Below are 20,262 nucleotides of genomic sequence, written 5' to 3' on the forward strand. Positions count from 1 at the left end.
GTTGCGCCTGGAATCAGATAGATGGATTCCATGTCAAAGTGATCGCTTCGACCACGCCGCTGGGGGCGTTCTCAATCCGCTCGATGAAACCCGCATGTTCAGCAATTTTGATGCACCCATAGTCCATTCGGCTTCGCTGATCCATCTTGGGTCAGGAATGTGATCGGAAGTGTTCTTCTCCGAGTCTGCTCGGCAAGCCGGACCAGATTTCTGTAGAACGCAGATTGACGAGCAGTTTGCTTGGCTGGCGCGTCCCTAAATTCACTCGCTGGGCGCGGGTTCGTTGGATTGCTCAAGGTCATTGCACCAATAGCCTCTTCCCAATGGAAGTTTAACATCAACGCCATCTTGCTGTCCCTCCCAGTCGTAATCGTCCCGCATCACGTTGACAGCGCGTGGCGGTGCAGAAACCGTCGTAGGCCGAAGCGCCACCATTCCATAGGATGGGTAGAGCACTTGCGAAACCCATCATGCTTCATCGTTGAACAAACCCCGATGGGTTTTGCTTCTCGCTCTACCCACCTACGTACTGTCCCCCTCAACTCCTATACCAACTCCCCAGATTCCACGTCGTGACGTCCCACCCCGAAATGTCGGCCATCAGGCTATTGACGTTGGCGCCGACGATGTTGCGCGAGAGCAGCGGCACCAGCACATTGGCCTCGCAGAAGATCTCGTTGACCTTGATCAGCAGCGCGGCGCGCTTGGCCGGATCGAGCTCCTGCTGCGCGGCCTTGTAGGCCTTGTCGGCCTCGGGATCGGACCAGCGCGAGACGTTGCGGCCCAGCCATTTGTTCTCCTTGTTGGAGATCTCCCAGGAGACGCACTGGTTCAGGAAACGCTCCGGATCGGGCTGCGGCTGCGTCGTGTTGTACATCTCCATGTCGCAATAGAGCTTCGAGTAGGTATCGGGGTTGCCGACGTCCGACGAGAAGAACACCGAGGGGGTGACCGATTTGAGCTCGATGTCGATACCCGCGCGCTGGCAGGCCTGCTTGATGATCGCCTGCGTCTTCTGGCGCGGGGCGTTGATCGAGGTCTGGAAGACGTATTTGAGCTTCTTGCCGTCCTTCTCGCGGATGCCGTCCTCGCCCTTCTTCCAGCCGGCCTCGTCGAGGATCCTGTTCGCCTTGTCGACGTCGAACTCGTATTTGAGCTTGCTCGATTTGAACTGCGAGGGCTGGTTGACGAAACTCGCCGTGGCGATGCCGCCGCGGCCGTAGATGAATTTCTGGATCGCCTCGCGATCGATCAGGCAGTTGATCGCCCGGCGCACGGCCGGATCCGACAGCGACGGGTGTTTGGTCTTGGTGCTGGACCGCTCGCCGTCGACCTCGCTCCACGGGTCCGTCGTGTTGAGGATCATGAACTCGACGCCGCCGGAGGGCGTGAATTCCACCTTGCCTTTCCCGCTGGCCTCCATGCGCTTGAGGACCTCATCCTCCACCAGCAGGTTCCAGGCATAGTCGTATTCGCCGGTCTGCAGCACGGCGCGCGCCGCGGAGACCGCGTCGCCGCCACCCTTGACCTCGAGCGTGTCGAAATGCGGCTGGTTCCTGACGTGATAGTCGGGGTTGCGTTCGGCTCTGATCATGTCGCCCGGCTTGAACTCGACAAACCTGTAGGGACCGGTGCCGATCGGCTTCAGATTGCCCGGCGCTTCGCGCGACTTTGCGCCGGCATAGTCGCCGAAATGATGTTTTGGCAGGATCTGGCCGACCGAGCCGACGAAGGGGTCGGCCCAGAACGGGGTCGGGGCCTTGAAGATCACCTTGACGGTGTGCTCGTCGATCTTCTCGACAATGATGTCCTTGTAGGACCCTGTGGTGTATGCGGCGGTCGCGAGATCCGCGGCGTATTGCCACGTAAAGACGACGTCGTCGGCGGTGAAGGGCTTGCCATCATGCCACCTCACGCCCTGCTTCAGCTTCCAGGTCACGCTGGTGCCGTCCGCCGCGAGGCCGCCGTTCGCCTTGGTCGGAACCTCGGCGGCGAGGCAGGGGATGAGATTGCCCTCCTTGTCCCAGCCGGCCAGCGGCTCGAAGAAGATCCGCGAGGCAACTTGGTCCTTGGTGCCGATCGCGAAATGCGGATTGAGCAGCGTTGGGGCCTGCCAGATCAGGATCTTGAGCGGGCCGCCGCCGCCGGCCTTGGTCGGCTTGTAGGGCAGCGTGGCATCCGCCATCGCCACGTCGTTCCAGCTCAGGATCTGGCTCGCGACCGGCGCTGCGATCCCGATCGCAGCCATTGTCTGGATGAACGAGCGTCGCGATAACGTGCCTTGCTTCACTTCCGCGATGAACTTGCGGATTTCGTTTTCGTTCATCAGATGACCCCACCTGTTAAAAAAATCGTCACCGGCCGTACATGCACTGTAACTCAGGACGTTTGGCATCGTGGAGTCAAGATGATGTCGCAGGTCTGAAGCCGTCGGGCAAAACACCCGACTCCCGTCAACCCCCTCCCCACAAAAATATTCCGCTTTACCGAAATTCGGAAATGGCGTATGTGTCTCCTATCCCGGCTCACCAGGAGGGGCGATCGTACGTCGTCACGATATGCGAGCCGGGTTGCGGTGGACGCGGCAGCGTCGGCACGAGAGGTGCGGGCAGGGCGGGTAGTCCCTGTGAGCCCGAAACCACGTGCGGACGAGCGGCGCTGACGGTTCGTCTCGCCAACATTTTTCCGGCAAATTCGACAACGCCGGAGAACCCTGTGGCGATAGGCGGGCTCGCGTACGGCAAAACCGTGTGGTCCTGGCCGTCGTTGCTACGGTCAAGCTCTAGCGGAGGTGTGGAGCGCCCAACCGGGTCAACCGCATCGTCAATTCGCGGGGCGAGGGAGGCCAGAAGGAATTCGGCTCCCGGGAGAGCGCGGCATAAGCCGTCAACCCACTGCGCAGGGAAGGTCGAGTGTTTCGGCTACACCTGTTGACCGCTGTGCAGTTTTACTGCGCGTGCTTTCGCACAGCGGATGAGTGGGTGCCAGCCGGCACCCGGCCTTCCCTGCGCCCTCTTGGTTCAAGAGGGTGACACGATCAAGCAAAGCTCGGGCGAAATCAGCCGCGAGAACGCGATGCTGCGTGTTGTCGCCTGACGAAGCGGTAACTGGACCGCCGCCCGAAAGCAGGCTCAGGCGACGATCCAGTGCGAGCTAAACGAACTTGGGGAAGTTCAAAGGCCGCGCGCAAAGCTAACCCGGTCGATGCGGCCAGCTCAAGTTTCGTTGTGTTGCTCCGGCCGAAGATTCATTGCCGTGACTCCTCTTTTCACAATGATGGCAGTGGAACGCCACAACGCGACGGCTGTTCCCGTCCGGTGTCTTGGATCAGGAGAACTTTGATGAGCGACGCAGACGACCACTTCGCCAGGCTGCTCGGGAAGGCGGCCATGGACGTGTGGGGCGACATGCCCCGCGACATCCAGGAGGCGCTGTTCGAGACCGCCATGAAGGAGCGCAGTAGCGAGCGCGAAGGGCTCGCGCGGCTGCTGCACGGGCGTCACCCGCGCACGCTGCATCCGGCAAAGCCGGCCTGAACGCATGCGCGGGAACCGCTCCGCCTGCACCTTCCTCCGCGAATGCCCCGATGACGGAACGTTCGTGCGAATACATGGTTGGCATGGTGCGGGACACTTCAACCGGACAGAGCGGACCGGCCCGCGCTTCCAACTGCGCTCGATCATGTGAGTTGATTGGCATGACGTTGATTGGCACGACCGAGATGAACATCGGAAAATGGTACGACCCGATCTCGCAGCGCTGGATCATGCCGCGCGAGACCACTCCCGTGGCGGCGTGCGCGCAGTCGAGCGCAGAGAACGTGCTGAACAACCACACGCGCGGCGAAGCGGAACGTATCTGGCACCTGCTGGTGGAGTGCTGCGCGCGCGAATGATGTTGGTCTCGCGGCGTCCCGTCACCGCCCGCCGACGAGCGCGAGAGCGGCCTCGACCGCGTTCTCTAGAATCTCCTCCGACAATTGCCTGTCGCTGACGGCGCGCGACAATTGCAGCGCGCCGACCATGGTCGCATAGACCGTCATCGCCTTGCGCCGCCGCTGCTCGCGCGAACCTTCCGGGATCTGTGCCGCCATCAACGCGATGATGTCGGACATCTTTCCGGTAAAGGCATCGCGCGTGGCCTTCGGATGCCGCGCGATCTCGGAAACCAGCGCCGCGGTCGGGCAGCCGGTCCCGGCGCGGTCGCGGTGGCGCGGAGAGAGGTAGTCGCGGATCGTGGTCTCGAGCGCGACGCTGTTGTCGAGATTGTCCTTGTGCCGCTGCTCGCGCCGCTCCAGCGCATCGAGCAGCACCGCGCGCACCAGGTCCTCCTTCGACTCGAAATGCGTGTAAAAAGCGCCGTTGGTCAGGCCCGCCTCCGACATGATGCCGGCGAGACCCACCGCGGCAATGCCGCTCTCGCGGAACTGCGCCGAGGCGATTTCGAGAATGTGCCGCCGCGTCGTGTCCCGGTGTCCCTTGTCGTAGCGCGCCATGGCTGCCTCTTGCGAACCGGCCGCCCCCAAGCCGCAAAATTGTGAGGGCTGGCCTATTGCATTACGATCATAATAATACATTATATTCATAATTCAAATGGGGCGGTCGATGGGCCGCGGCCGTCAGGAACCACAGGACCGTACCGATGTCAGTCGAGGATGCCGCCGCGCCGGCTCTGTCTGCCACCCACGCCGTGGCCCGCACCGCGGCGCCGCTTCGCCGGACGGCGCCGTCCACCCAAAGCGCGAGCGAGCAAAGGCGCGATGCGTTGCTCACCGCGCCGATCCTGCCGACGCTGCTCAAGCTCGCGGCGCCGACGGTGACCGTGCTGGTGGCGCAGACCGCGGTCAACATCGCGGAGGCCTATTATGTCGGCTATCTCGGCACCGATGCGCTCGCCGGCGCCGCGCTGGTATTCCCGATCTTCATGCTGATGACGATGATGTCGAATGGCGGGCTCGGCAGCGGCGTTGCGTCCTCCGTGGCGCGCGCGGTCGGGGCCGGTCGCCGCGATGACGCCGAGGCCGCGCTGTTTCATGCCGTGGTGCTCGCCATCCTCGCCGGTGGCGTGTTCACGCTCGGTGTGATCCTCGGCGGGCCATGGCTCTATCGCACCCTCGGCGGCCGGGGCGATGCGCTCGCTGCGGCCACCCTTTATTCCAACTACCTCTTCGCCGGCGCCATTCCGGTGTGGATCGTCAATCTCCAGGCGGCGGCGCTGCGCGGCTCCGGCAACGTCAAGGTGCCCGCGCTGGTGACGCTGGTCGGCGCGATCGTGACGATCCCGGTCTCGCCGCTGCTGATCTTCGGCTTCGGACCGGTCCCGCGGCTCGGCATCGGCGGCGCCGGGATCGCCTTCGGGCTCTATTATGGCGCGGCGATGCTGTTCCTGCTGCACTACATGTCCTCCGGTGGGTCCGGCCTGACGCTGCGCATCGTGTCGTTGCGCGCAAAAATATTCGCCGACATGTTGAAGGTCGGCATTCCGACCGCGTTCAACGCGGTGCTGACCAACCTCACCGTCATCCTCGTCACCGCCGCGGTCGGCCTGTTCGGCACCTCGGCGCTTGCCGGTTACGGCATCGCCTCGCGGCTCGACTACATCATGATCCCGCTGCTGTTCGGCATCAGCACGGCGACCCTGACCATGGTCGGCGTCAACATGGGCGCCGGCCAGACCGCCCGGGCGCGCAGGATCGGGTGGATCAGCGGCGTCGTCGGCATGATCCTGACCGGCACGATCGGCCTGTTGGTGGCGATCTTTCCGACGGCCTGGCTGAACCTGTTCAGCCACGATCCCGAGGTGGTGAACGAAGGCATGACTTACCTGCGCATCGTCGCTCCCGCCTATGCCGCGCTCGGCTTCGGCTTCGTCACCTCCTTCGCCGCCCAGGGCACCGGCCGCGCCATGGGACCGCTGGCTTCGTCGATTGCGCGGATCCTGATCGCGGCCGGCGGCGGTTGGATTGCAGTCGCGAGCTTTGGCGCGGGCATGGCGGGGCTCGCCACCATGGTCACCGTGTCGCTCGCCGCCTACGCCGCGATCTGCGTCCTGATCATGCTGTCGCCTTCGACCTGGCGCGCCGAATGATAGCGCGCTCGCTCGCGGCTCGGATGTGGTCCAGCGCCGTCAGGTCACCCACACGTCCCCCGCAAGCGTTCCATTTCCCTATTCGCCCTGCGAGTGGAAGCTGCATCTCCTAGCGCGGGCAAATTTGATTTTTCATTTCATTGATTTCGTGTCCCGCACGGAGGAAGACGACACCAGCTATTGCCGGTTCCATGGAGACCAAAGATGTCGTTTCGTGCCGCCCTGATCCTCTCGACCGTGCTCGCCGCGTGGTCGGCCGCAGCTACAGCCGAGACCATCAAGATCGGCGTGACGCCGGGTCCGCATGCGCAGATCTTCGAGGCCGTGAAGCCGATCGCGGCGAAGCAGGGCCTCGACATCCAATTGATCGAGTTCTCCGACTACGTCGTGCCGAACGCCGCGCTCGATGCCGGCGACATCCAGGCCAATTCGTTCCAGAACCAGCCCTATCTCGACAACCAGAAGGCCGACCGCGGCTACAAGATCGAAGCCGTCGGCCTGACCGTGAATTTCCCCATCGGCGTCTATTCGAAGAAGCACAAGAACTGGGCCGATATCCCCGACGGCGGCAAGGTCTCGATCCCCAACGATCCGACCAACGGCGGACGTGTGCTGCTGCTCCTGCGCGACAAGGGCGCGATCAAGCTGAAGGATGGCGTCGGCTTCAAGCCGACGGTGCTGGACATCACCGAAAATGCCAAGAAGCTGAAATTCATCGAAGTCGACGCAGCACAGGCACCTCGCGCGCTCGACGATGTCGACGCGGCCGCGATCAACACCAATTATGCAACCCAGGCGGGCCTCGATCCCGTCAAGGATCCGATCCTGCGCGAGGACCCGAAGGGACCCTATGTCAACCTGATCGCCGTTCGGGCGGCCGACAAGGACAAGCCGTGGGTCAAGGTCCTCGTGGACGCCTATCACGCGCCGGAGGTCAAGGAGTTCATCCTGACCAAGTTCAAGGGCGCGGTGCTGCCGAGCTGGTAGGCAGGCTGCCCAGTCAAGCTCCAGCGGAGGAGCGAAATACAGGCGACGTGGCAGCCTTGCGCAATGCCCGCTTGTCTCGGGCTGCGGCAACCGACATCATCGGGGCCATGGCAATGGTCGCCCGACAGGGGTCGTATGAAACGCTTTGCAAACCTGAAAAGACTGGGATTCTTCACGCGCCTGCTCGATGCTGTGCCCGCGGCCGAGCGATACCGCTTCGCCGCCGAGCAGATCGTGCGCGCGGAAAAGGCGGGCCTCGATTCCGCGTGGATCGCACAGCATCATTTTCACGAGCGCGAGGGCGGACTGCCTTCGCCCTTTGCCTTTCTCGGCTATGTCGCGGCGCAGACCTCGCGCATCCGTCTCGGCACCGGCATCGTCACGCTGCCGCTGGAGAGCGCGGTGCGGGTGGCGGAGGATGCCGCGGTGCTCGATCTTCTCTGCGACGGCCGGTTCGAGCTCGGTGTCGGCACCGGCGGCAACCCGTCGGCCTTTGCCGCCTTCGGCCTCGACAGCACCCAGCGCAACGAGATCTTTGCGCGCAATCTGGACGTCGTCCGGACCGCGCTGGCAGGCAAGCCGCTCGACGGCGGCGATACGCTCTATCCGCAGCGGCCGCAATTGTGCGACCGGATCTGGCAGGCGACATTTTCGGTGGCAGGCGGCGCGCGTGCCGGCAAGGCCGGCGACGGCTTGCTGCTGTCGCGGACCCAGCCCCGGACCAAGGAGGCGCCGCGCGCCACGCTGGCTGAAATCCAGAACCCGGTGATCGATGCTTATCTCGCGGCGCTGCCGCCGGGCTGCGAGCCCCGCATCATGGCATCGCGTAGCGTCTTCGTTGCCGACGATCGCCGCGAGGCGATGCGCCTTGCCGATATCGGACTGCGGCGTGCGCTCCCGCAGTTCCTCAAGGGCGGTCACGCCGCGCCGGGCAAGATGCTGGAGGAGATGATCGCGGCGTTCGACACGCATGTCGGCGCGGCCGACGACGTCATCGCCTCGCTGCGCGCTGACGCCACGCTGGAGCGGGTGACCGATCTGGTCTTCCAGGCGCATTCGGTGGATGCTCCGCATCCCTATATCCTCCGCTCGATCGAGCTGGTCGCGGACAAGGTTGCGCCGGCGCTGGGCTGGACCAGGACCGCGGCACCCGATGTCGCCTTGGCGGGCTAGTTAGAATGAACACGATCACGTTGCACGAGGCTGAATGATGAGCACCAAGGATATCATCGACACGCTCGCCGGGATCGAACCGGGATCGGCTCTGGACGCCATCCGCGCGCGTCGGCTCCAGGCGCGCGACAATGCGCAGAAGAGCTATCTCGTTCTGTTCGAGCCGATCGACGTCAGCGAGGTCTCGCTTGCGGAACGCGCGGCGGTTGCGGGCTTCGTGGCCGGCCTGCATGGCGTTTCCCCCGTGTCCGCCTTCTACCGGGCGAAGCTTTCGGCAAACGCGGATGGGTCGGCTCTCGTCGGTGCGATCGAGGCCGAGATCGAGCGGGGCAAGACGTCGGGCCCGTATGGCGCCTTTCCGGTCGGCCCGCTATCGGTCGAGAACAAGACCGGTTTGATCTATCGCGTGAGCGCGGATCGCAAGCCGGTGCTCGGCGCCCGGCTCGTCGCAGCGCTCGAACATGCGCACCTGCTGGTGTTCCGGCCGCGCGATGCCGCATCCGCCGACATGAAGGCGCTGCTGGGCGCCGGCTGGTCGAACACCGGCATCGTCACTTTGTCCCAGCTCGTCGCGTTCCTGTCGTTTCAGGTTCGCGTCGTCGCCGGCCTCCGCGTGCTCGGCGCCTCGCTCGGGCGTCCGGCAAGCGCCGCGGCGAACGCGTAGGAGGAGATTGCATCATGAGCGCTGCAAGCACCGTCAATCCGCCGGTTGTTTTCACCCAGGACGAGCTCGGCTGGGTATCGTGGATTGATCCGTTGCCCGAGGCTGAGTTGACCGAGCGGCATTTCGCCGGCCTCGTCGATCGCTCCCGCGCCAAGTCTGAATATTTCCGTCTGCTGGTGCGCGATCCCGAGGTGCTGGAAGCCCGGACCAAGACCGACAAGGACATCTTCTACAACATCGCCGACGGCCTGCCACGCGCCGAGCGTGAACTCGCGGCGGCGGCGACCTCGCGCTACAATGGCTGCATCTATTGCGCGTCGGTGCATGCGCGATTTGCCAGCACCTATTCCAGGCGCCGCGACGACGTGCAGCGGCTGCTCGACGAAGGCGTCGGTGTCGATCTCGGCGAGCGCTGGAACGCTGTCGTCAAGGCGTCGGTGGCGCTGGCGGCGACGCCGGTCGCGTTCGGCCCTGACAACATCGAGGAGCTGCGCCGCGCCGGTCTGGACGATGCGGAGATCGTCGACGTCGTCAACAGCTCGTCGTTCTTCAACTGGGCGAACAGATTGATGCTGTCGCTCGGCGAGCCGACGAAATAGGCACCTTCACTGGCATGGAAATTGCCATCTATTTTCGACATCTGAGCGGATGGAGCCGTGCATGAGCAACATCGACCGTCGTACCCTGGTCAAGGGATCTCTCGCCGCCATGATGGCGGGAGCAGCCATGTCACGCGGTGCCTTGGCGCAATCGTCCGAGCCGATCCTGCTCGGTGTCAGCGGCCCCCTGACCGGGCCGAACGCACAATATGGCACGCAATGGAAACAGGGCTTTGATCTCGCCCTCGACGAAATTCAGGCGGCGGGGGGCGTCAACGGGCGCAAGCTTGCCTACAGCTTCGAGGACAGCCAGAGCGATCCGCGCCAGTCGGTGGCGATTGCCCAGAAATTCGTCTCCGATCCCCGGATCGTCATGGAACTCGGCGATTTTTCCAGCACGGCATCGATGGCCGCGTCTCCGATCTATCAGCGGGGAGGACTGGTACAGTTCGGCTTCACCAATTCGCATCCCGATTTCACCAAGGGCGGCGACTTCATGTGGAGCACGTCCGTCAGCCAGGCCGATGAGCAGCCGCTGCTGGCGCAATATGCCGTGCGCCGTCTCGGCCTCAAGAAGCTTGCGGTGTTGCACCTCAATACGGATTGGGGCCGCACCAGCCGCGACTATTTCGTCAAGGCGGCCAAGGAATACGGCGCCGAGGTTGCGGTCACCGAAGGCTATATCGCGGAGGAGCGGGATTTCCGCTCGACGCTGGTGCGCGTCCGTGACGCCAATCCGGATGGGCTGATCCTGATCTCCTATTATTCCGATGGGGCGCTGATCGCCCGTCAGGCGCGCCAGGTCGGGCTGAAGCAGATGATCTGCGCCGCAAGCTCGGTTTATTCGCCGAAATTCATCGAGCTCGGCGGCGAAGCGGTCGAGGATGTCCATCTCGGCACCCGCTATTTCCCGGAGGATCCGCGGCCCGAGGTGCAGAAATTCATCACAGGCTTCAAGAAGAAGTACAACGGGCTGGAGCCCGATGCCTTCAACGCCTATGCCTATGACGCGATGAACATGGCTGCCGCCATCGTGAAGATCGGCGGCACCGACCGGCGCGCCATTCGCGATGCTTTCACCAAGGTGCGCGATGTCTCGAGCGTCATCTTCGGGTCCGCGGCGTTTGACGTCGAGAGCCGCCGCGTCAGAGGTGCCATGAACGCCGAGCTGGTCGTGCGCAAGGGCCAATTCGCGCTATGGGACGGCAAGCCGACCTGACATGATGGCCGGAGTGGTCACTCCGGCCTCTTTTTCTCTTCACTAGGAACGTCGCTTGTCTTCCTGGCTCGATTACACGATCAACGGGCTGATCGTCGGTAACGTGTACGCCCTCGTAGCAGTCGGGCTCGCGCTGATCTTCGGCGTCAGTCGGCTGATCAATTTTGCCCAGGGCTCGATCTATCTCGTCGGCGCCTATATCGGCTGGGTCGCGGTGGTGCAATTGCATACGCCGCTGCCCCTCACCATCATCGTGGTCGCGGTGGCCGCCGCGCTGGTCGGATTGATCATCGAGCGGTTCGGCCTGCGTCCGCTCCAGAACTCGGTGCGCATCGCGCCGCTGCTGGCGACGATCGGCATCAGCTTCGTGCTCGACCAGCTCGTGATGCTGACCTTCTCGCCCAATCCGCGCGCGCTGCCGAGCCAATTGCCCGACGTCCGCTTCCAGGTCGGTGGCGGAACGATCGGCCCGCTCGATCTCCTGATCGCCGGCGTCGGCCTCACCAGCGCGCTGCTGCTGTTCGTGTTCCTGCGCTACAGTAAGCTCGGTTGGGCCGTGCGCGCCACCGCGCAGGACCGCGATGCCGCGATGCAGATGGGCGTCGACGTCAACCGCGTCAACCAGGCCGTGTTCGGCATTGCCGCCGCGCTCGGCGGCGTCTCCGGCTTGCTGGTCGGCATGTACTACAACCAGATCGACACCGCGATGAGCCTTCAGGCGACGCTCAAGGGCGTCGTTGCCGAGGTGGTCGGCGGCGCCGGCAATGTGCCCGGCGCCGTGATCGGCAGCTTGCTGCTGGGATTGGTTGAGAGCTACGGCGTCGCCGTGTTCGGCACCAGCTATCGCAATCTTTTTGCGTTCCTGCTGCTGGTCGTGGTTCTCGTGCTTCGTCCGAACGGCCTGTTTGCGAGCGCGCGGCAGGCGCCGCCCGAACCGCTCACGGGCACCTTCATTGCGCCGAGTCGCCCGGTCCGTATTCCCCGTTGGGCGTTGCTGATCGCGCTCGGCGGCTTCGCGATCCTGCCGCTGCTTCCGGCCTCCTTCTACGTGCTCCAGACGCTGATCAACGCCTGGCTGCTCGGCATGCTTGCGCTCAGCCTTACGCTGGTTGCGGGAACGATCGGTCAGGTCTCGCTCGGACACGCCGCGCTGCTCGCGATTGGCGCCTATACATCCGCGCTGCTGTCGCTGACGTTCTCCGTCCCTGTCGGCCTCGCCATCATCGGCGGTGGCCTGATGAGCGCGGCGCTCGGCACGGCGTTGATCTCGCCGTCGTTTCGCCTGCGCGGGCATTACGTGTCGATCGCAACACTTGCGATCGGCGAGATCGTGTCGCTGGTGATCCTGAACTGGGAGAGCGTGACCCGCGGCCCCATCGGCGTTTCCGGCATCCCGCCCTTGTCGCTGTTCGGCTATGAGCTGATCAGCCCAACGTCGATCTACTGGTTCAGCTTCGCCGTGATGGTGGTGCTGGCGCTGCTCCAGGCACGATTGCTCGGCTCGCATCTCGGCCGCAGTTTTCGCGCCATCCGCGATGACGACATCGCCGCGCGCGCCTACGGCCTCAGTCTCAATCGCTACAAGTCGCTGGCCTTCATCTTCGGCGGGTTCGCGGCCGGTGTCAGCGGCGGCATCGCGGCGCATCTCTATTCCTACATCAACCACGAGACCTTCAACACGCAGCAGTCCATCCTGGCGCTGACCGTCGTGATCCTCGGCGGTCTCGGCAATGTCGTCGGCGCCGTCGTCGGATCGGTCGCGCTGGTCGGTCTGCCTGAATTGTTCCGGATCGCGGCCGAGTACCGGATCCTGATCTATGGCATCGTTCTGCTGTTGCTGGTGCGGTTCAGGCCGCAGGGCCTGTTGGGGACGATCTGATGACGGACCCGCATGCTGCATCGCTCTTGTCCCTGCGCGGGCTGACGCGCCGCTTCGGTGGCCTGACTGCGGTCAACGCCATCGATCTCGACCTTGCCAAGGGCGAGCTGGTCAGCATCATCGGCCCGAACGGTGCCGGCAAGACGACCCTGTTCAATCTCGTGACCGGGCTCGATCGGCCCGATGCCGGCGAAGTCCGTTTCGAAGGGCGCGATATCACCGGGCTTTCGCCGGAAACGCTGGCAGCCGAAGGCATGGCGCGCACCTTCCAGCTCGGCCGAGTCTTCGGCAATCTCAGCGTCATGGACAACGTCCTGATCGGCGCGCACACGCGGCTGCGTGCGGTGAAGCCGGCGGTGCCATTGATCGGCCCGTTGCTGGAATTGGGGCTGGCGCTGCTGCGCCCCGCCAGCGTCAAGGCTGAAGAAGAGCGACTGCGGGAGGAGATGAAGATCATCCTTGCGCGCTTCGGCGAGCGACTGCTGCCGCGGATGGACCAGCCGGCCTATAGCCTCTCCTACGCCAATCGCCGCCGCGTCGAGATCGCGCGTGCGCTGGCGCTGAAGCCGCGCCTGCTGTTGCTGGATGAGCCGACCGCTGGCATGAACCCGACCGAGACCGCGGAGATGCAGGCGCTCGTTGCCGAGCTGAAAGGCGAAGGGCTGACCATCCTCTTGATCGAGCACAAGCTCGAAATGGTGATGCGCCTCTCCGACCGCGTCATCGTCATGGACGAGGGCAAGAAGATCGCGGAAGGCGCCGGCGAAGAGATCCGCAGCGATCCCAAGGTCATCGAGGCCTATCTCGGCCACGGCCTGTCGGGGACGGCGGATCAGCAGGAGAGCGCGGCATGAGCGGCATGACGGCGAACGCATCCGATCCACTGCTCGCGTTATCGGGCGTCAATACCTTCTATGGCCAGGCCCAGGTGCATTTCGACCTGTCGATCAGCGTCGCGCGCGGGCACATCGTCTGCCTGCTCGGCGGCAACGCCAGCGGCAAATCGACGACGATGAAGATCATCCTTGGCCTGGTGAAGCCCGGCTCGGGCGAGGTGACATTCGACGGCGCCTCGCTGCTTGGGCTCTCGACGCCGCAGATCGTCCGCCGCGGCATCGCCTCGGTGCCGGAGGCGCGGCGGCTGTTCGCGGACATGAGCGTCCGGGAAAACATTCTGATGGGCGCTTTCGTGCGCAACAATCGCACCGAGGTGGCGCAGGACCTCGACCGGATGCTAGCGCTGTTCCCAAAACTCGGGCAGCGGCTGTCGCAGCGCGCCGGCTCCTTGTCCGGCGGCGAGCAGCAGATGGTCGCCATGGCGCGCGCGCTGATGAGCCGGCCGCGGATGATCGTGATGGACGAGCCGACCATGGGCCTGTCGCCGCTCTATGTCGATCGCGTGCTGGAGCTGATCAGGACGATCAATCAGGAGGGCGTGTCGGTCTTCATGGTCGAGCAGAATGCCAGCCTCGCGCTCGAGATCGCGCATGAAGCCTATGTGCTCCAGACCGGAAAGATCGTGCTCTCCGGCTCCGCGCGTGCGCTGAAGGACGATCTGCGCGTGCGCGACGCCTATCTCGGCGGCGCCGAGGCCGCGTAATACGGCCCATGCACGAAACCTGACCCGGCCGCCCGGGATTGCGCTGGTCAGTGTGATCATTCTATGAAAAGATCATACTAGGGGTTGGTCGACGGGAACGGGCGCGTGACGAGATTGTCTTTGCGGGCGGTTGGGCCCGGAACGGTGCTGCTGTTCGGCTGGCTCCTCGCCGCCAACGCCGCCGCATGGGCCTGGGCTTTCGCCCTGTTCGCCGACCGGCCCGCGGTGATGGCGACCGCGCTGCTCGCCTGGGTGTTCGGGCTGCGCCATGCCGTCGATGCCGACCACATCGCCGCCATCGACAACGTCGTGCGCAAGCTGATGCATGCGGGCGACGCGCCGAAAAGCGTCGGTCTCTACTTCGCGCTCGGCCATTCGACCGTCGTCGTGGTCGCGACCATGCTGCTTGCGCTCGGCGTGGTCAGCTTTGGCGGCGACAGCCTGCTCAGGGATATCGGCGGGCTGATCGGCACGTCGGTGTCGGCGATCTTCCTTCTGGTGATCGCAATCCTCAACCTCGCTATCTTCGCCGGTCTGTGGCGGACGTTTCGCGCGGCGCGCGAGCAGGGCGTTCATGATGCCGAAGGGCTTGATGCACTGCTTGCCGATCGCGGATTCCTGGCGCGACTGCTCGGTCCAATGTTCCGCCTGGTGACAAAGCCCTGGCACATGTATCCGCTTGGACTGTTGTTCGGGCTCGGCTTCGATACCGCGACCGAAATCGGTCTGCTCGGCATCTCCGCCACTGAGGCCTCGCACGGCGCTTCGCTCGCCGATGTATTGGTATTCCCCGCATTGTTCGCGACCGGCATGGCGCTGGTCGATACCGCCGATTCAGCGCTGATGGTCAGCGCCTATCGCTGGGCCTTCGTCGATCCCCTGCGCAAGCTCTGGTACAACCTGACCATCACCGGCGCCTCCGTCGCGGTCGCGCTATTCATCGGTGGCATCGAGGCGCTCGGCCTGATCGGAGACCGGCTCGGCCTGTCCGGCGGCGTGTGGGCGCTGGTCGACGGCCTCAACGGGTCGCTGGCGAATTTCGGTTTCGCCGTGATCGCGCTGTTCGCAATCGCGTGGCTCGTCTCGGTCGTGCTCTACCGCCGCATGTTTGCGGACGACCGGCGGCGAGCGCCGGACGTGCTCCGGGGTGTCGATGCGACCGAGGTGGCATGAGCTTGGCCGTCGGTGCGGCGCGCTGACGGCACTGTCGGCCTTCGTCCTGGTCACGGATGAAGACAAAGCTTTCGCGCAGAGCAATGGTGCCTCGCGCGAACTGCCGCCGATCCGGATAACCGGCGGCGAGACGCCGCGTCGCAACAAGCCGCCTGCGCCGCGGACCAGCAAGCCAGTCGCGGCTAACGATCGCATCGTTGTTTATCCGGCAGCAGCGCAAGCGTCGGATGACCGCAGCGTCGCCTCCGGCGCAAAGGGCCCGCCAAGCATGGCGAGCGAGATCACCGTCTCCGGCGAGGAGCTCAATGCACGCCCGGCGACGCGGCCGGGCGAGGCGCTCGAAGCCGTGCCGGGCCTGATCGTGACCCAGCATTCCGGCGAGGGCAAAGCCAATCAGTATTTTTTGCGCGGCTATAACCTCGACCACGGCACCGATCTCGCGATCTATGTCGACGACGTCCCCGTCAACATGCGCACCCACGCGCACGGCCAGGGTTATGCCGATCTCAACTGGCTGATCCCGGAAACCATCGCTGCGATGGACGTCCGCAAGGGTCCGTATTTCGCCGACGAGGGTGATTTCGCTTCGGTCGGCAGTGTGCACATCGGCCTGATCGACCGCACCGAAAAGGGCCTCGCGCAGGTGACCGCCGGCAGTTTCGGCTATCGCCGGCTGCTCGGCATGGATTCGGCGAAACTCGGTGACGGCGCGCTGCTCGTCGCCGGCGAGATCGGCACCTACAACGGTCCCTGGGACAATCCGGACAATGTGCGCAAGCTCAACGGCCTGGTGCGCTACAGCCAGGGCACCGCGACGGATGGCCTGTCCGTCACCGGCATGGCCTACGTCAACACATGGAATTCGACCGACCAGGTGCCGCAGCGCGCGATCACGAGCGGCCTGCTCGACCGTTTCGGCTCGGAGGATAGAAGCGACGGCGGCAACACCAATCGCTTCGCGCTATCAGGCGGCGTGGCGCAGAGCGACGATCTCGGCTCCTGGAAGGCGAACGCCTATGTCGTCAAGAGCCAGCTCGACCTCTACAACAATTTCACCTATTTCCTGGGCGATTCCGTGCTCGGCGACCAGTTTCACCAGCATGACGACCGCCTGATGGCCGGCGCCAATATTTCGCGTACGCTCGAAGGCTCGTTTGCGGGCCGTCCGATGCAGACCACCTTCGGCCTGCAATCGCGCTACGACGCGATCGATCTGGCGCTGACCAACACGTTCCAGCGCGGCTTCCTCGCCAACATCCGCAGCGACAAGGTCGGCGAGGGCAGCGTCGGCCTCTATGCGGAAAACACGGTGCGCTGGACAGACTGGTTCAGGACCACAATGGGCTGGCGCGGTGACTATTATGCCACCGACGTGACCTCGCTATTTAACTCCAACAACTCGGGCCGCGCCGATGCCACGCTCGGCAGCCCCAAATTCAGGATGGTGCTCGGTCCGTTCAACCGGACCGAATTCTTCCTCGGTGCCGGCTACGGCATGCACTCCAACGACGCGCGCGGCGCGACAACGACGGAAGATCCGAGCGATCCCACCACAAAGCTCTCGCCGTCGCCACTCTTGGTCCGCACCAGGGGCGCCGAGGTCGGCATCCGCAGCAGGACCATTCCCGGTCTTGACACCTCGTTCAGCGTCTTCATTCTCGACCAGGATTCCGAGATCCTGTTCTCTGGCGATGCCGGCGATACCGAAGCGACCCGCGCCAGCCGCCGCTACGGCTTCGAATGGACCAACCATTATCGCCCGAAATCCTGGATCGATATCGACGGCAATCTTGCGATGACGCATGCGCGCTTTCGCGGCTATGATAGCGATCAGGCGGAGGTCCATGCCTCGCTTGCCGGCTATCCGGAGGCGCAGATCGGCACCGCGCCCGGCAACTACATTCCGAACGCACCGCCGATGGTGGCCTCGGCCGGCGTCACGCTCGGCGAGAAGACCGGCTGGTTTGGCGGCTTGCGCTGGCGCTATCTCGCATCCAGCCCGCTGACGGAAGACAATGCGTTCCGCTCGTCGCCGACCAGCGTCTTCAACGGGCGCCTGGGCTATCGCATCGACAACGGCTGGCGCATCCAGCTCGACGTGCTCAATCTGTTCAATACCAGGGCAAACCAGATCAGCTACGCCTACGGCTCGCTGCTCAGGACCGACACGCTCTACAATCTCTGCACATCAGGCACCGCGCCGGCCGCGGTCTGCCAGAACGGCGTGATGGATTACGTGCTGCACCCGGTCGAGCCGCTGACATTCCGCGCGACCATGGCCGGGACCTTCTGAACCGGAATCAAGCAGAGGCGGCGCTCTGAGCCTGCTCCACGGGCAGGTCATCGGCATTGGGATCGCCGGGCGCGGTCGCCCAGGCCAGCTCGACCAGCGTCACGAACCTGCGCCCGGCACCGTCGAGCTGGCAGACGATCAAGCCCTGCTCCTCCATGTAGCTCAGCAAGCGTTGCGCGCGGCGCAGCGAATGCGAGCCATAAGCGCGCGCGATCGCTGCATCGCCGGGACATGGCCAGCCTTCCTTCGCAGCGCGCGCGATCATCATGAACACGCCCTGCATGTCGTCGGGCAGGATCGAGGCGCGGAGCGACACGTCCTGCCAGGCGTCGTCCTCGGTGAGCTCAGTGCCAAGCCCGGCGCGTGCGCGCGTCAGCATGCGGCGGAATTCGTTGAGATCGGGCACCGCCGAGCCGAGGCCTTCGATGCGGCAGCGGACCACGAACTCCTGATAGAGCACGCCGATGGCGCGGAAGCCGGCATCGGGTTCGGCGAGCACGGCGCGCAAGGTCCGGTCGACGCGCTCGCGCCGTTCCGTCAATTCTTCCGCGCTGACCGGCAGCTCGATCGTTTCAGGACGCGTTTCCGGCGCGGCCGCCTTCGCGGCCCGGAGCTGTTCGAGCAGATCCGGCGCCGGCCGCCGCTGCGGCCGACTGGCATCGGGCGGCGGCGCGGCCAGGATCACGGCACGCGCGTCTTCCAGTGTTGCTTCCGGCATCGGCATGAGCCGGGGCGTGGAGTTGCGCGGCTGCGTATCCGTCGCGCCGATATGCAGGCGCAGCGGACGGCGCGACAACGCGGGGCCCAGCGCCATGAACTGTCCGCGCTCGAGATCACGAAATGTCTCCGCCTGCCGCCGCTCCATGCCGAGGAGATCGGCGGCGCGCGCCATGTCGATGTCGAGGAAGGTCCGGCCCATCAGGAAATTGGAGGCTTCCGCTGCGACGTTCTTGGCGAGCTTCGCCAGGCGTTGGGTCGCGATGATTCCAGCGAGCCCGCGCTTGCGGCCGCGACACATCAGATTGGTCATGGCGCCGAGGGAGAGCTTGCGCGCCTCGTCCGAAACCTCGCCCGCGACCGCCGGCGCAAACAGCTGCGCTTCGTCCACCACCACCAGCATCGGATACCAGTGGTCGCGGTCCACGTCGAAGAGACCACCGAGGAAGGCCGCCGCGCGCCGCATCTGGTTCTCGGCATCGAGCCCTTCGAGATTGAGCACGGTCGAGACGCGATGCAGCCGCGCGCGCTCACCCGCGACCTGAAGGCCGCGCTCGGTATGATCCTCGGCCTCGATCACGAGGTGACCGAAGCGATCGGCCAGCGTAACGAAGTCGCCCTCGGGATCGATGATAGCCTGCTGCACCCACGGCGCACTCTGTTCCAGCAGTCGCCGCAGCAGATGCGATTTGCCGGAGCCCGAATTGCCCTGCACCAGGAGGCGGGTCGCCAGCAGTTCCTCGAGGTCCATGGCCGCCGCGGCGCCGGCCGTGGTCTGCCCCATCTCGATCGCAACCGTCATGTCCCGACTCAAACCCCATCCTGCGCGGAGAGGGGCTTATCAACCCGATCGCAGCGCGTCGAGCGGCACAGGGCGAATCATGCCCCGTTGCCCACGGCGGAGTTCAGGTGTGATTCGACAGGTGAAGAAGGGCAGGTCGATAGGGCGGGTAGGGATCGTCGTCGTCGTCATCCGGGATAGTGCAGGACCCGAATTCCTGCCTGATCCGCTCGATCTCGGCGATGCGCTCGTGCAGCCGATGCAAGTGGTCCTGCGACTTCGCCCTCCAGAATCGGAAGGTGTCGGCGGTGAGCGGCAGGAACGCCGTTCCGAACAGCGTCGGATCGGGAACGATGGTTCGTCCGAGCAGGAGAAACCGGTCGACGCCGGACACGACAAGGGTCGCGTAACCGCGGTTTCCGATTCGCCTGATCCCGTTCAGCGACCATTCGCAAAGCTTGCTGAAATACGGCTCCTCGCGCCAGCGATCGGGACAATCGTCATCGACCGTCACGTTCACGGCGTCCTGGCTGAAATGCACCACGATGCCCGATTTTGCGGGGAACCAGTCGTCGTCGAGATGGCCTTGCAGCCAGGCGCAGACGAATGACCGGCACATCTGGGGGCGGCGCTCGTAGATGGTGCATCCCGTGCCGGCCTGCCAATGCTTGCAGAGCTGGTGTACCGGCTTATCGACGCTGGCCACCTCGAGGATATCGCAGCAGGCGTTGCACGACCCGCATTCCCGGGTAGGTCGCGGCGCCTTCGGCAGACCGGTCGCCCGAAAACCCTGGCCATCGCGAACCAGCAGCTTCTGCTTCTCCAGCGCATTCAAGGCGCGCTCGATCTTGAGACGGGACAGTCCGGTGGCGTCGATAACGCCCTTCATCGTCGTCGCGCCTGCCTCCACCGCGCGGACGACGCTCAACATCGCCTGATCCATTTTTGTTGTTCTTGGTCTTCTGTTATTTTTTGCTGGCTATCGAGCGCCGCCTTGGAAACCCATTGCCGGAGACCGGCATCCCAAGCTCGCTGGCCGAGTATCTTCGGAAAACGCATCTTGCGTGAGCGCGCCGGCGAGACAAGAAGC

At 64.5% G+C, this 20,262-nt stretch carries 17 protein-coding genes; 13 read left to right on the top strand and 4 right to left on the bottom strand.

The genetic code is table 11. The features are described 5' to 3' along the window. Positions 1-538: 538 nt before the first annotated feature. A complete protein-coding gene (locus IVB18_RS08455) occupies positions 539-2,326 on the bottom strand; it encodes a peptide ABC transporter substrate-binding protein (RefSeq protein ID WP_247988725.1) in 1,788 nt (595 codons plus the stop codon). A 1,015-nt stretch (positions 2,327-3,341) separates the two neighbouring features. Between IVB18_RS08455 and IVB18_RS08460 the strand changes: the two genes are divergently transcribed. Then, complete coding sequence (locus IVB18_RS08460; RefSeq protein ID WP_247988726.1) at positions 3,342-3,536, top strand: hypothetical protein; 195 nt, start codon at positions 3,342-3,344, stop codon at positions 3,534-3,536. 161 nt (positions 3,537-3,697) lie between these two features. After that, the gene (locus IVB18_RS08465; RefSeq protein ID WP_247988727.1) at positions 3,698-3,895 is read left to right on the top strand and encodes a hypothetical protein; all 198 of its coding nucleotides are present in this window, start codon (positions 3,698-3,700) and stop codon (positions 3,893-3,895) included. 21 nt (positions 3,896-3,916) lie between these two features. Here IVB18_RS08465 and IVB18_RS08470 read toward each other — a convergent pair whose 3' ends face one another. Beyond that, positions 3,917-4,495, bottom strand: a complete 579-nt coding sequence (locus tag IVB18_RS08470; protein ID WP_247988728.1) for a TetR/AcrR family transcriptional regulator — start codon at positions 4,493-4,495, stop codon at positions 3,917-3,919. A gap of 146 nt (positions 4,496-4,641) precedes the next feature. Between IVB18_RS08470 and IVB18_RS08475 the strand changes: the two genes are divergently transcribed. The 11 genes from IVB18_RS08475 to IVB18_RS08525 all read left to right on the top strand — a co-directional run bounded on the left by IVB18_RS08475 (position 4,642) and on the right by IVB18_RS08525 (position 17,674). Next, entirely contained in the window at positions 4,642-6,087 is a 1,446-nt protein-coding gene (locus IVB18_RS08475; protein WP_247988729.1) for an MATE family efflux transporter, read from the top strand. A gap of 204 nt (positions 6,088-6,291) precedes the next feature. After that, a complete protein-coding gene (locus IVB18_RS08480; RefSeq protein WP_247988730.1) occupies positions 6,292-7,074 on the top strand; it encodes a MetQ/NlpA family ABC transporter substrate-binding protein in 783 nt (260 codons plus the stop codon). Positions 7,075-7,209: 135 nt separating this feature from the next. After that, on the top strand, positions 7,210-8,247 hold the full coding sequence (locus tag IVB18_RS08485; RefSeq protein WP_247988731.1) for a putative FMN-dependent luciferase-like monooxygenase: 1,038 nt from the start codon (positions 7,210-7,212) through the stop codon (positions 8,245-8,247). A gap of 37 nt (positions 8,248-8,284) precedes the next feature. Further along, positions 8,285-8,911 (top strand): CMD domain protein, encoded by a 627-nt coding sequence (locus IVB18_RS08490; protein ID WP_247988732.1) that lies wholly within the window; start codon positions 8,285-8,287, stop codon positions 8,909-8,911. Positions 8,912-8,925: 14 nt separating this feature from the next. Then, the gene (locus IVB18_RS08495) at positions 8,926-9,510 is read left to right on the top strand and encodes an alkylhydroperoxidase domain protein (RefSeq protein ID WP_247988733.1); all 585 of its coding nucleotides are present in this window, start codon (positions 8,926-8,928) and stop codon (positions 9,508-9,510) included. Between the two features lie 61 nt (positions 9,511-9,571). Further along, on the top strand, positions 9,572-10,729 hold the full coding sequence (locus tag IVB18_RS08500; protein WP_247988734.1) for an ABC transporter substrate-binding protein: 1,158 nt from the start codon (positions 9,572-9,574) through the stop codon (positions 10,727-10,729). Between the two features lie 55 nt (positions 10,730-10,784). Then, positions 10,785-12,608 carry an ABC transporter permease gene (locus IVB18_RS08505; protein WP_247988735.1) on the top strand — a complete coding sequence of 608 codons (1,824 nt, stop codon included), beginning with the start codon at positions 10,785-10,787 and terminating at the stop codon, positions 12,606-12,608. Continuing rightward, positions 12,608-13,462 carry an ABC transporter ATP-binding protein gene (locus tag IVB18_RS08510; RefSeq protein WP_247988736.1) on the top strand — a complete coding sequence of 285 codons (855 nt, stop codon included), beginning with the start codon at positions 12,608-12,610 and terminating at the stop codon, positions 13,460-13,462. The genes IVB18_RS08505 and IVB18_RS08510 overlap by 1 nt, the downstream gene beginning before the upstream one ends. 5 nt (positions 13,463-13,467) lie before the next feature. Further along, positions 13,468-14,208: an ABC transporter ATP-binding protein gene (locus IVB18_RS08515; protein ID WP_247991584.1), complete on the top strand. Its 741-nt coding sequence runs from the start codon at positions 13,468-13,470 to the stop codon at positions 14,206-14,208. 105 nt (positions 14,209-14,313) lie between these two features. Beyond that, positions 14,314-15,381 carry a HoxN/HupN/NixA family nickel/cobalt transporter gene (locus IVB18_RS08520; protein WP_247988737.1) on the top strand — a complete coding sequence of 356 codons (1,068 nt, stop codon included), beginning with the start codon at positions 14,314-14,316 and terminating at the stop codon, positions 15,379-15,381. Further along, positions 15,362-17,674: a TonB-dependent receptor gene (locus IVB18_RS08525; RefSeq protein WP_247988738.1), complete on the top strand. Its 2,313-nt coding sequence runs from the start codon at positions 15,362-15,364 to the stop codon at positions 17,672-17,674. Before IVB18_RS08520 ends, IVB18_RS08525 begins: the two co-directional genes overlap by 20 nt. A 7-nt stretch (positions 17,675-17,681) precedes the next feature. Here the strand turns inward: IVB18_RS08525 and IVB18_RS08530 are convergent, their stop codons facing one another. Continuing rightward, positions 17,682-19,193 (bottom strand): ATP-binding protein, encoded by a 1,512-nt coding sequence (locus IVB18_RS08530; RefSeq protein WP_247988739.1) that lies wholly within the window; start codon positions 19,191-19,193, stop codon positions 17,682-17,684. A 103-nt stretch (positions 19,194-19,296) separates the two neighbouring features. After that, the gene (locus IVB18_RS08535) at positions 19,297-20,115 is read right to left on the bottom strand and encodes a YkgJ family cysteine cluster protein (protein WP_247988740.1); all 819 of its coding nucleotides are present in this window, start codon (positions 20,113-20,115) and stop codon (positions 19,297-19,299) included. Positions 20,116-20,262: the final 147 nt, after the last annotated feature.

The sequence above is a fragment of the Bradyrhizobium sp. 186 genome, assembly GCF_023101685.1.
GTDB lineage: Bacteria > Pseudomonadota > Alphaproteobacteria > Rhizobiales > Xanthobacteraceae > Bradyrhizobium.

Excerpts from the sequence above, each read along its gene's own strand:
- IVB18_RS08495 (WP_247988733.1), top strand. The coding sequence starts at position 8,926 with ATGAGCGCTGCAAGCACCGTCAATCCGCCGGTTGTTTTCACCCAGGAC.
- IVB18_RS08465 (WP_247988727.1), top strand. The coding sequence starts at position 3,698 with ATGACGTTGATTGGCACGACCGAGATGAACATCGGAAAATGGTACGAC.
- IVB18_RS08510 (WP_247988736.1), top strand. The coding sequence starts at position 12,608 with ATGACGGACCCGCATGCTGCATCGCTCTTGTCCCTGCGCGGGCTGACG.
- IVB18_RS08530 (WP_247988739.1), bottom strand. The coding sequence starts at position 19,193 with ATGACGGTTGCGATCGAGATGGGGCAGACCACGGCCGGCGCCGCGGCG.
- IVB18_RS08535 (WP_247988740.1), bottom strand. The coding sequence starts at position 20,115 with ATGGATCAGGCGATGTTGAGCGTCGTCCGCGCGGTGGAGGCAGGCGCG.
- IVB18_RS08480 (WP_247988730.1), top strand. The coding sequence starts at position 6,292 with ATGTCGTTTCGTGCCGCCCTGATCCTCTCGACCGTGCTCGCCGCGTGG.
- IVB18_RS08475 (WP_247988729.1), top strand. The coding sequence starts at position 4,642 with ATGTCAGTCGAGGATGCCGCCGCGCCGGCTCTGTCTGCCACCCACGCC.
- IVB18_RS08455 (WP_247988725.1), bottom strand. The coding sequence starts at position 2,326 with ATGAACGAAAACGAAATCCGCAAGTTCATCGCGGAAGTGAAGCAAGGC.
- IVB18_RS08490 (WP_247988732.1), top strand. The coding sequence starts at position 8,285 with ATGAGCACCAAGGATATCATCGACACGCTCGCCGGGATCGAACCGGGA.
- IVB18_RS08460 (WP_247988726.1), top strand. The coding sequence starts at position 3,342 with ATGAGCGACGCAGACGACCACTTCGCCAGGCTGCTCGGGAAGGCGGCC.
- IVB18_RS08500 (WP_247988734.1), top strand. The coding sequence starts at position 9,572 with ATGAGCAACATCGACCGTCGTACCCTGGTCAAGGGATCTCTCGCCGCC.
- IVB18_RS08485 (WP_247988731.1), top strand. The coding sequence starts at position 7,210 with ATGAAACGCTTTGCAAACCTGAAAAGACTGGGATTCTTCACGCGCCTG.
- IVB18_RS08470 (WP_247988728.1), bottom strand. The coding sequence starts at position 4,495 with ATGGCGCGCTACGACAAGGGACACCGGGACACGACGCGGCGGCACATT.
- IVB18_RS08515 (WP_247991584.1), top strand. The coding sequence starts at position 13,468 with ATGACGGCGAACGCATCCGATCCACTGCTCGCGTTATCGGGCGTCAAT.
- IVB18_RS08525 (WP_247988738.1), top strand. The coding sequence starts at position 15,362 with ATGCGACCGAGGTGGCATGAGCTTGGCCGTCGGTGCGGCGCGCTGACG.